This is a genomic window from Variovorax davisae, assembly GCF_030316845.1.
GTDB lineage: Bacteria > Pseudomonadota > Gammaproteobacteria > Burkholderiales > Burkholderiaceae_C > Variovorax > Variovorax davisae.
In genome coordinates, this window is the sequence record NZ_JASZYS010000011.1 from 115385 (window position 1) to 129572 (window position 14188).

At 71.2% G+C, this 14188-nt stretch carries 13 protein-coding genes and 1 pseudogene; 12 read left to right on the forward strand and 2 right to left on the reverse strand.

Going from position 1 to position 14188, the window contains the following annotated elements:
- Window positions 1-9 precede the first annotated feature (9 nt).
- The 11 genes and pseudogenes from QTI33_RS23755 (at window position 10) to QTI33_RS23805 (ending at window position 11767) form a co-directional block, all read left to right on the forward strand.
- Window positions 10-693 (forward strand): aromatic-ring-hydroxylating dioxygenase subunit beta, encoded by a 684-nt coding sequence (locus QTI33_RS23755; protein ID WP_286508821.1) that lies wholly within the window; start codon window positions 10-12, stop codon window positions 691-693.
- A gap of 144 nt (window positions 694-837) precedes the next feature.
- The gene (locus tag QTI33_RS23760) at window positions 838-1020 is read left to right on the forward strand and encodes a hypothetical protein (RefSeq protein ID WP_286508822.1); all 183 of its coding nucleotides are present in this window, start codon (window positions 838-840) and stop codon (window positions 1018-1020) included.
- Between the two features lie 212 nt (window positions 1021-1232).
- Complete coding sequence (locus tag QTI33_RS23765; protein WP_286508823.1) at window positions 1233-2222, forward strand: LysR family transcriptional regulator; 990 nt, start codon at window positions 1233-1235, stop codon at window positions 2220-2222.
- 11 nt (window positions 2223-2233) lie between these two features.
- Window positions 2234-3739, forward strand: a complete 1506-nt coding sequence (locus tag QTI33_RS23770) for a flavin-containing monooxygenase (protein WP_286508824.1) — start codon at window positions 2234-2236, stop codon at window positions 3737-3739.
- Window positions 3736-4710, forward strand: coding sequence for an ABC transporter permease (locus QTI33_RS23775; protein ID WP_286508825.1), 975 nt, complete (start codon window positions 3736-3738; stop codon window positions 4708-4710). The genes QTI33_RS23770 and QTI33_RS23775 overlap by 4 nt, the downstream gene beginning before the upstream one ends.
- Window positions 4707-5615 carry an ABC transporter permease gene (locus tag QTI33_RS23780; RefSeq protein WP_286508826.1) on the forward strand — a complete coding sequence of 303 codons (909 nt, stop codon included), beginning with the start codon at window positions 4707-4709 and terminating at the stop codon, window positions 5613-5615. Before QTI33_RS23775 ends, QTI33_RS23780 begins: the two co-directional genes overlap by 4 nt.
- A pseudogene (locus QTI33_RS23785) lies at window positions 5612-6601 on the forward strand (ABC transporter ATP-binding protein); the annotation flags it as partial. The gene QTI33_RS23780 and the pseudogene QTI33_RS23785, both read left to right, overlap by 4 nt.
- Before the next feature lie 30 nt (window positions 6602-6631).
- Window positions 6632-7678 carry an ABC transporter ATP-binding protein gene (locus tag QTI33_RS23790; RefSeq protein ID WP_286508962.1) on the forward strand — a complete coding sequence of 349 codons (1047 nt, stop codon included), beginning with the start codon at window positions 6632-6634 and terminating at the stop codon, window positions 7676-7678.
- 36 nt (window positions 7679-7714) lie between these two features.
- Window positions 7715-9280, forward strand: a complete 1566-nt coding sequence (locus tag QTI33_RS23795) for an ABC transporter substrate-binding protein (protein ID WP_286508827.1) — start codon at window positions 7715-7717, stop codon at window positions 9278-9280.
- A gap of 11 nt (window positions 9281-9291) precedes the next feature.
- Window positions 9292-10611 carry an acyl-CoA thioesterase/bile acid-CoA:amino acid N-acyltransferase family protein gene (locus QTI33_RS23800; RefSeq protein WP_286508828.1) on the forward strand — a complete coding sequence of 440 codons (1320 nt, stop codon included), beginning with the start codon at window positions 9292-9294 and terminating at the stop codon, window positions 10609-10611.
- Window positions 10604-11767, forward strand: coding sequence for a CMD domain protein (locus tag QTI33_RS23805; protein ID WP_286508829.1), 1164 nt, complete (start codon window positions 10604-10606; stop codon window positions 11765-11767). Before QTI33_RS23800 ends, QTI33_RS23805 begins: the two co-directional genes overlap by 8 nt.
- On the opposite strand, the gene QTI33_RS23810 is transcribed toward QTI33_RS23805, so the two are convergent.
- On the reverse strand, window positions 11768-12286 hold the full coding sequence (locus QTI33_RS23810; protein WP_286508830.1) for a septal ring lytic transglycosylase RlpA family protein: 519 nt from the start codon (window positions 12284-12286) through the stop codon (window positions 11768-11770).
- Between the two features lie 21 nt (window positions 12287-12307).
- Window positions 12308-12589: a hypothetical protein gene (locus tag QTI33_RS23815; protein WP_286508831.1), complete on the reverse strand. Its 282-nt coding sequence runs from the start codon at window positions 12587-12589 to the stop codon at window positions 12308-12310.
- 247 nt (window positions 12590-12836) lie between these two features.
- On the opposite strand from QTI33_RS23815, the gene QTI33_RS23820 reads away from it, so the two are divergent.
- Entirely contained in the window at window positions 12837-14180 is a 1344-nt protein-coding gene (locus QTI33_RS23820) for a CHASE2 domain-containing protein (protein WP_286508832.1), read from the forward strand.
- The last annotated feature ends 8 nt before the right edge of the window (window positions 14181-14188 follow it).

The window sequence follows — 14188 nt, forward strand, 5'->3', positions numbered from 1 at the left end:
AGCACCGCCATGAGACCACATGCCTCCGACGGCCCGGGCGCCGCCATTCCGAACGCCGGCCCGGACTTCGAGCACCTGCTCGCGCAGGACGTGGTGATCGAGGCCGCGAGCGGCGATGCGGCCACCGGCGCGCAGGTGATCGCGCCCGACCATTCGCCGCGCGCGCCGCAGCCCGGGGCTGCGCCGGCGGTGCCGCGGGCCGGCCTGGTCGCGGGCAACGACCTGCAGCGCGAGGTCGAGCAGCTGCTCTACCTGCAGGCCGAGCTGCTCGACCGCAAGCTCTGGCAGGCATGGATGGACCTGTTCGACGAACGCGGCGTCTACTGGATGCCGGTCACGCCCGAGCAGACCGAGTGGGAGGACTCGCCCTCGATCTTCGCCGAGGACAAGCTGATGATGGAGATCCGCAAGGGCCGCGTCTCCCACCCCAACGCCTGGTCGCAGGCGCCGATGTGGGAGACCAACCACATCGTCGGCAACGTCGCGATCGAGTCGGTGGACGGCGGGGCGGTCCAGGTGCGCTCGCGCTTCCACCTGATGGAGCTGCGCCGCGACACGGTGCGGCATTTCGGGGGCAGCTACCGGCACACGCTGGTGCGCGACGCGGCTGGCGCGCTGCGCATCGTGCTGCAGCGGGTCGACCTCTTCAACGGGCAGGCGCCGTTCGACTACGTGCTGCAGATCTGGGTCTAGCCGAGGTGCCGTGAAGCCCCTCGAGCGGGTGCAGGACGCGGCGGTGTCGGAGAGCGCCTACGGCTTGTGGGGCTCCTGTCTCGCAACCAAATCTGAGAACCTTTTTCTTATACTGCAAGCCCGCGATTCGTAACAATTCATGACATGAAACAGAGCTTCGACGATTGGGAGAGTCAGTGGTCCTCGGCGCGTCGGCGCGAGCAACTTGCCACCGAGAGGCAGCATCTCGAACAAGAGAGATATGTCGCGGGATGGCGGCGCAACCTGGCCGTTCTGGCCGTCATGGTCGTGGTTCTTGCCGTCCTGCTGATCCGCCACTTTGCCTAGCCGAGGGCGGCCTGCAGCGCAACGGCGCAGTGCCCGCCCGCCAGGGCCCGGCAGAAACATCCACCGGCCAACCGCTGCTTTGGCTGGCGTAGTTCAGACAATTCACCGAATTCCGCCCAACCAAGACACATCCCCTCTAAGCTTATGGGAAGGAAGTATTTGTAGTTGGCATGATAAATGGTTGATGATTATCAATATGGATAGTCAACCCCGTGGAACTGCGGCAGCTTGAGGCTTTTGCCGCCGTCATGTCGACCGGGAGCGTCACAGGCGCCGCCCGGCTGCTGGCGCGCTCGCAGCCGGCGGTGTCCAGGCTGGTGCAGGAGCTGGAAGCCGAGATCGGCTATGCGCTGTTCACCCGCCACGGCCCGCGCGTGACGCCCAGCGAGCAGGGCTTCCTGCTCTATGAAGACGTGGAGCGCGCCCTGGGCGGCCTGCAGCAGATCCACCTGCGCGCCGCCGAGATCGCGCGCGGCAACGCGCAGCCCCTGCTGCTGGCCGCCACCTCCGCGCTGGCGGTCGGCCTGCTGCCGCAGGCCTTGCAGCGCCTGGAGGCCCAGGCCGGCGCCGTCCCGATCCAGCTGCGCAGCGCCGCGCCCGAACAGGTCGTCCATGCGGTGCTCAGCGGCGCGGTCCAGCTGGGCGCCAGCAGCCTGCCGCTGGAGCATCGCGGCCTCGACGTGCATTGGATCGGCGAGATGCCCTGCGTGGCCGTGCTGCCGCACGACGATCCGCTGGCCGCCCACGCGGTGGTGCCGCTGGAGGCGCTGGCGCGGCGCCGGCTGATCACGATGAGCAATCCCTTTCGCCTGCGCCGCCGGCTCGACGCCACCCTGGCGCGCGCCGGCCACCCGCCGACCCAGCAGGCCGCGCTGATCGAGACCAACTCCTCGGTCAACGCGCAGGCCCTGGCGCGGGCCGGCCTCGGCGTGGCGGTGCTGGAGCCGCTGACCGCCCGCGGCGCCCCGCTGGAGGGTCTGGCGGTGCGGCCGCTGGACACCGACATCCCCTTCATCTTCGGCGTGGTCACGCCGCAGGCCCGGCCGGTCACGCCGCCCGTGCGCGCGTTGATCGACGCGCTGCTCGAAGCCGCCAGCGCGCTGCCGCATTTCGTGCGCCACGACCCCTCCGCCCATGCGGCCCTGTTGCAGAGCGTCTATGGCGACTCTGCGCGGCCGCCCGGCGACGACCCCTCTTTCTGAAAGCATCCGCGATGAAGGCCACCCTCCCACCACCGATCGCCGCTGCCCCCGCGGGGCTGGCGGCGCTCGAAGCACGCCTGCGCCAGGACCTGGCCTGGCTCGGCCTGCCCGCCAAGGCCTGGGTGCCCGTGAACGACGGGCCGGGCGAGGCGCCGCTGGACGTGGCCATCGTCGGCGGCGGCATGGCGGGCCTGGCCCTGCTGGCAACGCTCACGCACCTGGGCCTCCGCGCGCGCATCTACGACCGTTCGCCGGCCGGCTTCGAGGGCCCCTGGGCCACGACCGCGCGGATGGAGACGCTGCGCTCGCCCAAGGAACTCACCGGTCCCGCGCTGGGCCTGCCGGCGCTGACCTTCCGCGCCTGGTTCGAGGCCCGGTTCGGGCTGGCGGCCTGGGACACGCTCGACAAGATCCCGCGCCTGCAGTGGGCCGAGTACCTGCGCTGGTACCGCCGCGTGCTGGGCCTGGACGTGCGCAACGACCAGCAGGTGCGGGCGGTGCTGCCGCGCGCCGACGGCGTGGTGCGGCTCGACCTGCTGGACGGCACGGCCGACGGCAAGGCCTACAGCGTCCAGGCGCGCCACGTGGTGCTCGCCACCGGCCGCGACGGCCTGGGCGGCGCCTGGGTGCCCGACTGGGCGGCCGCGCTGCCGCGTGACCAATGGGGGCATTCGTCCGATCTCTGGGATGCCGAGAGCCTGCGCGGCCGGCGGGTCGCGGTGGTCGGCGGCGGGGCTTCGGCGATGGACGCCGCCGCCTCGGCGCTCGAAGCCGGCGCCGCGCGGGTCGACCTGCTGATCCGGCGCGCCGACCTGCCGCGCGTCAACAAGGGCAAGGGCGCGGGCAGCCCGGGGATGGTGCATGGCTTCTGGCAGCTGCCGGACGAATGGAAATGGCGCATGCGCCACTACATCAACGTCCAGCAGGTGCCGCCGCCGCACGGCAGCACGCTGCGCGTGTCGCGCCATGCCGCCGCCCATTTCCAGCTCGGCACCTCGGTGCTCGGCGCCGCCCGGCGAGCCGACGGCGCGCTGCGGCTCGACACCAGCCGGGGCCCGCTGGCGGTCGACTTCGTGGTCTTCAGCACGGGCTTTCGCACCGACTGGGCGCTGCGCCCCGAGTTCGCCGCCTTCGCGCCGCAGGTGCGGGTCTGGCAGGACCGCTTCGCGGCGCCCGAGGGCATGGCCGACACCGAACTGGCCGAGTCGCCCGACCTCGGCCCGCTGTTCGAGTTCCAGCCGAAGACGCCGGGCGCCTGCCCGGGGCTGGAGCGCGTGCACTGCTTCAACTACGCCGCCTCGCTCTCGCACGGCGCCGCCGCCGGCGACATTCCGCAGATCACCGACGGCGCCCAGCGGCTGGCGCGCGGCTTGGCGGCGAAGCTGCTGAGCGAGGACGCCGAGCAGCATTTCGCCGCGATGCAAAGCTACGCCGAGCCTGAGCTCGATGGCGACGAATGGACGCCCTCGGTGCTGCCGCCGTACGTCGAGGCGGCCGACCGCGAGGTCGCGCAGTGACCGGCTGGCTGCTGCGCCGGCTGCTGCAGGCGCTGCTGGTGGTGGTGGCGATGACGCTGATCGTCTTCCTCGGCCTGCACGCCATCGGCAACCCGATCGACATCCTGATCGGCGAGGACATGAACCAGCAGGAGCGGCTGGCCGCCATCGCCCGGCTCGGGCTCGACCAGCCGCTGTGGCGCCAGTACCTGGCCTTCGTGGACGGCGCGCTGCACGGCAGCCTGGGCCGCAGCTTCGTCTACCAGGAGGACGCGGTGCGCCTGATCCTGCAGCGGCTGCCGGCGACCATGGAGCTGGCCTTCGCCGCGCTGCTGATGGCGATCGTGGTCGGCGTGCCGCTGGGGCTGTTCGCCGGCATGAAGCCGGAGCACCCGGTGTCGCGCGCGCTGATGGCGACCAGCATCGTCGGCTTCTCGCTGCCGGCCTTCTGGGTGGCGCTGATGCTGATCATGGTCTTCAGCGTGCAGCTCGGCTGGCTGCCGGCCAGCGGCCGCGGCGAGACCCGGGCGCTGTTCGGCGTGCAGTGGTCCTGGCTCACGCTCGACGGGCTGCAGCACCTGCTGCTGCCGGCCTTCAACCTCGCGCTGTTCAAGATCTCGCTGGTGCTGCGGCTCACGCGCGCCGGCGTGCGCGAGGTGCTGCCGCAGGACTTCGTGAAGTTCGCGCGCGCCAAGGGCCTCTCGCCCACCCGCGTGATGGTGATGCACGTGCTGCGCAACACCATGATCCCGCTGGTCACCGTGCTCGGGCTGGAGCTGGGCGCGACCATCGCCTACGCGGTGGTCACCGAGTCCATCTTCGCCTGGCCGGGGGCCGGCAAGCTGATCCTCGACAGCATCAACTCGCTCGACCGGCCGGTGGTGGTGGCCTACCTGATGGTGGTGGTCGTGATCTTCGTGACCTTGAACCTGATCGTGGCCCTGCTCTACAAGCTGCTGGACCCGCGGGTCCGGCTGGAAGGCGCCCGATGAGCGGCGTGAACGTGGCGAAGACCTACGACGAGCGTTCCATCTGGTGGCGGGTCGCGGCCGACTTCCTGCATTCGCGCATCGCGGTGGGCGGGCTGGTGGTGCTGGGCCTCGTGGTGCTGGCCGCGCTGCTGGCGCCCTGGATCACACCGCAGAACCCCTACGACCTGCTGCAGCTGGACGTGCTCGACGCCCGCCTGCCGCCGGGCTCGCCCAGCAGCGAGGGCGGCTACACCTACTGGCTCGGCACCGACGGCCAGGGCCGGGACCTGTACTCGGCCATCATCTACGGGCTGCGCATCAGCCTGACGGTCGGCGTCGGCTCGGCGCTGATCGCCGCGGTGATCGGCACCCTGGTCGGGCTGGTGGCCGCCTACGCGGGCGGCAAGGTCGACGCGCTGCTGATGCGGCTGGTCGACCTGCTGCTGTCGTTCCCGACCATCCTGATGGCGCTGATGATCCTGGCCTATGTCGGCAAGGGCGTGGGCAACGTCATGCTGACGCTGGTGCTGCTCGAATGGGCCTACTACGCGCGCACCGCGCGGGGCCAGGCCCTGGTCGAGGCGCGGCGCGAGTACGTCGATGCGGCGCAGGGGCAGGGCATTCCGCGCTGGCGCATCCTCACCGGCCACATCCTGCCGAACTGCCTGCCGCCGCTGCTGGTCATCGGCGCGCTGCAGATCGCGCGCGCCATCACGCTGGAGGCGACGCTGTCCTTCCTGGGGCTGGGCGTGCCGATCACCGAGCCCTCGCTCGGCCTGCTTATTTCCAACGGCTACCAGTACCTGCTGTCGAACGAGTACTGGATCAGCTTCTTTCCCGGCGTTGCCCTGCTGGCCGCCATCGTCGCGATCAACCTGGTGGGCGACCAGCTGCGCGACGTGCTCAACCCGAGGCTGCAGAAATGAGCGCCGTTCTCGCACAGGAACCGGAAGTGCCGACGCTGGAGGTGCGCAACCTGCAGACCCGCTTCCACACCCGCGCCGGCGTGCTGCCGGTGGTCGACGGCGTGTCCTTCACGCTGGGCCGCGGCAAGGTGCTGGGGCTGGTGGGCGAGTCGGGCTCGGGCAAGTCGGTGACCGGCTTCTCGATCATGGGCCTGGTCGATCCGCCGGGCCGGGTGGAAGGCGGCCAGGTGCTGTTCCAGGGCCGCGACCTGACGCAGCTGGCGGCCGGCGAACGGCGCGCGCTGCGGGGCAATCGCATCGCGATGATCTTCCAGGACCCGATGGCCACGCTCAACCCGGTGCTGCGGGTCGACACGCAGATGATCGAGGCGGTGCAGGCGCACCGGCGGGTCTCGGCCGAAGAAGCGCGCCGCCATGCCCGCGACACGCTGGGGCGGATGGGCATCCCGAGCCCGGACGAACGGCTGCGCGCCTACCCGCACCAGCTCTCGGGCGGCATGCGCCAGCGGGTGGCGATCGCCATCGCGATGCTGCACGGCCCCGACCTGATCATCGCGGACGAACCGACCACGGCGCTCGACGTCACGATCCAGGCGCAGATCCTCTCCGAGGTGCAGAAGCTGGTGCGTGACACCGGCACCTCGCTGATCTGGATCAGCCACGACCTGTCGGTGGTGGCGGGCCTGGCCGACGAGATCGCCGTGATGTACGCGGGACGCATCGTCGAGCACGGCACGGTGGACGACGTGCTCGACCATCCCCGCCATCCTTACACCCGCGGGCTGATCGACAGCCTGCCGGGCGCCAACGCGCGCGGCGCGCGGCTGCGGCAGATCCAGGGCATGACGCCCAGCCTGCTGAAGATGCCGGCCGGCTGCGCCTTCGCGCCGCGCTGCCCCCATGCGGACGCGGCCTGCGAGGCGCGCCCGGAGCTCTCGCGGCCGCGCCCCGAAGCGCCGTGGCACGAGGTGCGCTGCTTCCATCCGCAGCACGGCAGGCAGGCGGCGCCGGCCGCGGTGCGCCTTCCGGCCGCGCCGCGGGCGCCGGCGGCCAACGACCAGGCGCCGCCGCTGATCGCGCTGCGGCAGGTCGCGCAGCGCTTCGGCGCCACGCCGCCGCCCGGGGTGGTGGGGCGCGCGCTGCGCAGCGTCGGCTGGAGCCGGCCGCCGGTGGTCACGCATGCGGTCGACGGCGTCGACCTGTCGGTGCGGCCCGGCGAAGTGGTCGGGCTGGTCGGCGAATCCGGCTGCGGCAAGTCGACCCTGGGCCGCATCGCGGCCGGCCTGCTCGCGCCCACCGAAGGCGAGGTGATCGTCGACGGCACGCCGGCCGCGGACTTCACGCCGGCCGAGCAGCTGGCCGCGCGGCTGCGCATCCAGATGGTGTTCCAGGACCCGTATGCGAGCCTGAACCCGCGGCTGCGCGTCTCGCGCATCGTCGGCGAGGCCGCCTTGCTGCATGGTCTGACCGACGCGGCCGGGCTCGACGACTACGTCTGCGCCCAGCTGCAGCGCGCCGGACTCGACCCCGCGCTGCGCCACCGCTACCCGCACCAGTTCAGCGGCGGCCAGCGCCAGCGCATCGGCATCGCCCGGGCGCTGGCGGTGCAGCCATCGATGCTGGTGAGCGACGAGGCGGTGGCGGCGCTGGACGTGTCGATCCAGGCCCAGATCCTGAACCTCTTCATGGACCTGCGCGACCAGCTGGGCCTGGCCTACCTGTTCATCAGCCATGACCTCGGCGTGATCGAGCACCTGTGCGACCGCGTGGCCGTGATGTACCTCGGCCGGGTGGTCGAGAGCGCGCCGGTGGCCGAGCTGTTCGCGCGCCCCGCGCATCCCTACACCCAGGCGCTGCTGGCCGAGATTCCGAGCATCGCCGCGCGCGGCGCGCGCTTCAGCGCGATCCGCGGCGAGATCCCGAGCCCGATCGCGCCGCCCTCCGGCTGCCACTTCCACCCGCGCTGCCCGCACGCGATGCCGCGCTGCCGCACCGAGGCGCCGCGGCTGCGCGGCATCGCCATCCACCACACGAGCGCGTGCCACCTGCACGACGCCCACTGAGTCCCTGCTTCACTTGTCCTTATTGAGGGTATCCACATGAACCGCCTGCTTCCCATCGTTGCCGCCGCGCTGCTCGCCAGCGGGGTCGCCGCGTCCGCCCAGACCCTGTCCATCGGCTTCGCCGACCCGATCTCCTCGGTCGACCCGGAGCTCAACAACCATGCGGGCGACCGTTCGCTGGCGCTGCATTTCTGGGACTCGATCATCAATTCGCGCGACGGCGGCAAGCTGGAGCCCGCGCTGGCAACGAGCTGGAAGGCGCTCGACGACAAGACCTGGGAATTCAAGCTGCGCACCGACATCAAGTGGCAGGACGGCCGGCCCTTCACGGCCGACGACATCGTGTTCTCCTTCCAGCGCGCGCGCAACGTGCCGGGCAGCGTGGCCTCGTATTCGGGCGCGCTGCGCACGGTCGAATCGGCCACCGCCAAGGACCCGGCGACGCTGATCGTCAAGACCAGCACGCCCAACCCGATGCTGCCGCTGGACATCGCGTCGATCTACATCGTGAGCAAGCATGTCGGCGAGAAGTCCAAGACCGAGGACTACAACGCCGGCCGCGCCGTGGTCGGCTCGGGCCCCTACAAGTTCATCTCCTACGTGCCGGGCGATCGCACGGTGTTCGAGCGCAATCCCGGCTACTACGGGCCGAAGCCGCTGTGGGAGAAGGTCAACTACCGCTTCATCAGCAACGGCGCGGCGCGCACGGCGGCCCTGCTGGCCGGCGACGTCGACGTGATCGACAAGGTCGCGGTGACCGACGTGGAGAAGCTGCGCAAGGACCCGAAGGTCAGTGTCTACACCTACCCGGGCCTGCGCGTGCTGCTGCTGCAGCCGAACTTCAAGGCCGGGGCCAACGAGTTCATCACCGACAACGCGGGCAAGCCGCTGGAGAAGAACCCGCTGCTCGACGTCCGGGTTCGCCAGGCGCTGTCGCTGGCCATCAACCGCAAGGCGATCGTCGACCGCATCCTGCAGGGCACCGTGACCGAAGCCAACCAGTGGATGCCCAAGGGCAGCTTCGGCTACAACCCCGAGGTGGCCGCCATCCCCTACAACATCGAGCAGGCCAAGAAACTGCTGGCCGAGGCGGGCTTTCCGCAGGGCTTCCAGATCACGATCCACGTGCCGGGCGACCGCTATCCGCAGGCCCCCGAGACGGTGCAGGCCGTGGCGCAGTTCTGGAGCCGCATCGGCGTGAAGACCAAGGTCGAGGTGGTGCCCTGGTCGGTGTATTCGAGCCGCGCCACCAAGAACGAGTACGCGGTCAGCGTGATAGCCTGGGGCAACGGCACCGGCGAGGCCGGCTACGGCCTGCTGCAGACCCTGGCCACGCCAGACGCCAAGCGCGGACGCGGCTCGAACAACTGGGGTGGCTACAGCAACGAGGCAGTCGACAAGGCGCTGGATGCCGCCACCGTCGAGTTCGATGCCAAGCGCCGCGAAGCCATCTTCCGCCATGCCGCCAAGCTGGTGACCGACGACGTGGGCCAGATCCCGCTTTATCACTACCAGAACATCTGGGCCGCGAAGAAGGGCCTGAAGGTCGTGCCGCTGCTGAGCGACCGCACGACCGCGATGCAGGTCACGCAGCTCAAGTGAAGGCTTGGCGCATGAAGCTGAGCATCACGCCCGATGACGCGCTGATCGACGTGCCGCGGCGCATCGCGCTCGATGGCCTGGCGCCGGGCGAGCAGGTCGAGGTCGCCAGCTGCACGCTGCGCGGGGCGGGCGTGCCGTGGCGCGCTTCGGCGCGTTTCGTCGCCGATGCCGCAGGCACGGTCGACCTGGGGCGAGACGCGCCGGTCGCGGGCAGCTACCAGGGCGTGTCGGCGATGGGCCTGGTCTGGTCGCAGGTGCCGGACTCGCCCGGTGCGCGCGAGCTCTTCGGCGGCGAGCCGGCGGCAGCGCTGCGCACCGACATCCAGGCGCGGCGCGACGGCGATGCGCAGCCGCTGCGCGGCGGCTTCGTGCAGCGCCTGGCCGCGGAGGGCGTGACGCGCCGCGAAGTGCGCGAAGAGGGCCTGGTCGGCACGCTCTTCCTGCCCGCCGGGCCCGGTCCGCATCCCGCCGTGATGATCCTCAACGGCTCGGGCGGCGGCATCAACGAGCCGCGGGCCGCCCTGTATGCCTCGCATGGCTACACGGCCTTCGCGCTCGGCTACTTCAAGGCACCGGGCCTGTCGGACTACATCTCGGCCACCCGGCTCGAGTACTTCGAGACCGCGCTGGCCTGGATGCATCGCACGCTGAAGCCGCTGCGGGGCTTCGTCGCCCTCAGCGGCCAGTCGCGCGGCGGCGAACTGGTGCTGCTGCTGGGCACGCTGTTCCCGGCGTCCGTGTCGGCCGTGATCGGCTATGTGCCGGGCGCCGTGGTGCATTGCGCGCAGAACGCCTGCGATCCGGCGCTCGGCCGCGAAGGCCCGGCCTGGATCTTCCGAGGCCGCCCGCTGCCGCATGTGTGGGAGAACAACCGCACGGCGACCTGGGCGCCCTGGGACGAAGGCCCCGAGCCGCGCCGCCATGCCGATGCGCTGCTGACGGCGCTGCAGGACCCGGACGCCGTCGAACGCGCGCGCATCCCGGTGGAGAAGATCCGCGGCCCGGTGATGCTGCTGTCGGCCACGGACGACGGCTCCTGGCCGTCCAGCCTCTACGGCCGCATGGTGGCCGAGCGGCTCGCGCAGTTCGGGCACCCGCATGCGGTGTCGCACCTGGACTTCGAAGGCGCGGGCCATTCGATCCTGTTCCCCTGCGTGCCGACCACGCAGCTCGGCTATGCGCACCCGGTGTCGGGCCGGCGCAGCACGTCGGGCGGCACGCCCGCCCACAACGCGCATGCGGACGAGGCTTCCTGGCAGGGCGTGCTGCGCTTCCTGCAGCAGGCCGTGGCCGCGCGCATCGCATCCCCTGGAGACACAGCCCATGACTGATTCGCATCCTTCCGTCGACCTCGTCGACGCCTCCGTGCCGCTCGCGGCGGGCAGTGCCACGCATGCCGTGCGCCATCAGCGCCACAAGGTGGTGGCCGCCACGCAAGGCAGCTACGAAGCCCTGTTCGAACCCGAGCTGTCGGGCTCGCCGCTGGTCGAGCGGCTGCTGGTCGCCGTCGCCATCGCGCGCAGTGCCGGCAGCGACGCGCTGCACGCGCACTACCGCGCGCGGCTCGATGCGCTGGCGCCGCTGAGCCCGGCCCAGCAGGCCGCGGCAGATGGCGCAGCGCCCGAATCGCTCAGCCAGGACCCGCGCCTGCAGGCCGTCCTGACTTTCGCCCGCACGCTCACCGATCGTCCGGTCGAGGGCGATCGCGAAGCGCTGCTGAAGCTGCCGGCGGCCGGCCTGTCGACGCCGGAGGTGGTGGCGCTGGCGCAGCTGATCGCCTTCGTCGCCTACCAGGTGCGGGTGGTCGCGGGCCTGCGGGCCCTGGCCGAACTGGGCGGCGACGGCGCCGCGCCGGCCGCGGACGAAGCCACGGCGCCGTTCGTTCATCCGGCGAATCTGCCGCCGCCCGGCGCGCCTCTGCGCATCAACGGCTACACCAGCGAGACGCTGGGCTGGAAGGCCTGGCTGCCGACCCTCGACCTCACGCAGGCATCGCCCGAGCAGGTGCGCGTGCTCGACAGCAGCCACCCGAAGGCGCGCAGCTCCGACTACTACCTGCTGCTGGTGCTGCAGCCGCGCATCCTGCAGGAGCGGGCGACGGTGTTCAACGCGATCATGTACGCGCCCGGCGGCCTGTCGCGCGCCGAGCGCGAACTGGCGAGCGCCGTGGTCTCGCGCATCAACGGCTGCGTCTACTGCGCCTCGGTGCACGCGCAGCGCTTCGAGCAACTCGCGCGGCGCAACGACGTGATCGCGCAGGTGTTCGAGGACCCGGAGACGGCCGGCACCACGGCGCGCGAGCGTGCGATCGTCCGGCTGGCGATCGCGCTCACCCGCGACCCGGCGGGATTCGGCGCCGGCCAGCTCCAGGCGGCGCGCGCCGCCGGGCTCACCGACCTCGAGATCCTCGACACCCTCCACGCCGTCGCGATCTTTGCCTGGGCCAACCGGCTGATGCTCAACCTGGGCGAGCCGGTGTACGGCTGATCATCGCCCGGCGTCGCCGGCGGGCTTCCTGCCATCCGGCTGCGGGATCGAAAGCGGCGTCACTTCGACCGGCGCCACGCCGTCTTCCCGCGAGATGCCGATCTGGCGCGCCGTGGCGGGGGAGAGGTCGACGATCCGGCCCTTCACGTAGGGGCCGCGATCCTGGATGGTGACCACCGCGCTGCGCCCGGTCTCCAGGTTGGTCACCCGGGCGGTGGTGCCGAGCGGCAGCGTCTTGCTGGCCGCGTTGTCGTCTTGCGGGTCCATCCGGCTGCCGTCTGCCATCTTCCGGCCGCTGAACTTGTCGGCGTAGAACGACGCCTTCCCGACCTGCTTGCTGCCGCTGCGGTCGAGGCCGGGCTTCGTCGCGGCGGGGGCTGGTTTCGGCGCCGGCAGGGTGGCCTGTGGCGGGACCTGGGCCGGCCGCTCCTGTGGGGTCGGCGCCGTTGCGCAGCCGGCGACCAGGCATCCGATGCAGACCGCTGCCGCGAGGCGCTGCGATGAAGGGGGCGTTGACATGGCACGCAGACCGCGTGGGCGCTACAGGTACCGGGCGCTGCCCGCGTCTTCGGAGTCGCTGGGCGCCAACAGGTCGGCGTCGTCGAGCTGCCCCTGCAGGGCCGCGCTGCCCTTGGCGGTGATCGCCAGGACCTGGGCGGCCTTCTGCATCTCTGCGCCGGAGCGCATCGCCTCGGCGGGTGGAATGAAGGCAGTGACCAGGCCGGCGGCGCGCAGCACGCGCAGCTTGTCGATGTCTGCGGGTGCAAAGACCGTGAACGGCAGTTTCTCTTCGGCGACCTGGCGAAGAAGCTCCATCGGCATGGCGTCTCCTTTCTGGAAATCCCTGAAGCTGCAAAGTGGAAGGGGCGGGTGTTCGATCGGAACCGGTACAGAAAGTTTGGTCCGCCGCCGAACGGCCGAGGGCAGGAGGAGTCCGCCAACCTGGCGCCGCGCTGTCCGACTGCCGTCGGCGCCAGCCTACCGCGGGCCGGCGCCCCGGCTCGCGCCGCGGCCCCTGCCATGCGGCGGATTGCCGTCCGCAGGGGCTTCAGCCTATGCTGCGAGCACCATGCGCAGCCAGCAATCGCCGTATTTCGTCGGGCCACCCGACCGGCGCCCGCCCTGGAAAAAAGCCGCGGGCCGGCCGGCCCGATGGCTGCGCCAGATCGTGCTGTTCGTGGCCGCCTGCATCGCGACCTACTGGCTGGAGCACACGGTCATCCACTATCTGGCCCATTCGGAAGGTGCGGCGACGACCTTGTCGCAGTCCCTGTTCGGCGGCCGGGAGCTCTACCGCAGCGCGGTGGCGGCTTGGCCGCGCCGGCTGGTGCCGCGCTACACGGCCCTGGTCTACATCGACCCCCAGGCCGACCCGACGGCGGACGGACTGGCCGGCAACATCTGCGAGCAGCGCGACTACCTGGCGCAACTGCTGCCCGCGATCGTCGAGCGGCAGCCGGCCCTGATCGTGATCGACCGCAGCTTCTCGCGCGCACCCTGCCGCAGCAACGACCCGACGCCGCGGCTGCAGGCCGCCATCGCCCAGGCCAGCGCCCGCCTGCCCGTGGTGGTGGGTCTGTTCATCGACAAGGAAGAGGCGGCCGGCGGCGAAGCCGGCGCGCCGGTGCGTTCCGTGCTGAAGACGATGGTGCTGCCGGTGGCGCCCCTGCTGCGCGAAGGCATCATGAACCTCGATACCGACACCACGCGCATCGCGCTGGGCTGGACGGTCCGGCGCGAGGAGGGCGCCACGCCGGCCTGGGTCGACGGCCTGGCCTTGGCCGCCGCGGGCGCCTACGACCCGCTGCTGCTCCAGAAGTACCCGCGCCTGCGTGCGCTCGTTGCGGCGCGCAGCAACCCCTACATGAGCCTGATCGAGCCCAGGGACCTGGTGGTCTTCCAGGGCGGCGACCTGCTCTGTGCGCTGGCGGCGCCGACGGCGCGGATGCAGCCGCCCTGCGCCGAGCGCCGGGTGGCCGACGTCGACGTCGACTACCTGCGCGGCCGCATCGTGATCGTCGGCGAGCGCAGTCCGACCCTGGACCGCCACCGCTCGGTGATCGGCGATGGCGGCGACGTCCAGGGGATGGACCTGCAGGCCAATGCGCTCGAGGCCCTGCTCGACCAGCGCTACTTCGCGCCGGTGCCGAACTGGATCAACTACCTGGTGGGCTTCCTGTTCTTCGTCGCCATCGAGGCGGCGCTGGTGAGCGCGGGCGGCGTCGTGCGGACCTTGCTGTGGATCGCGGCGGCCGCCGCGGTCACCTTCTTGCTGATGTCGCTCACAGTGCGCTATCTTGGCTTCTACGTGAATCCGGTGACGGTCAGCCTGCCGGTGCTGATCGTCAAGCTGCTCGGCTGGATCAGCGAACTGACCTATCGCTTTGTTGGAGGCCGCCACCATGAAGCCTGACAGACCTC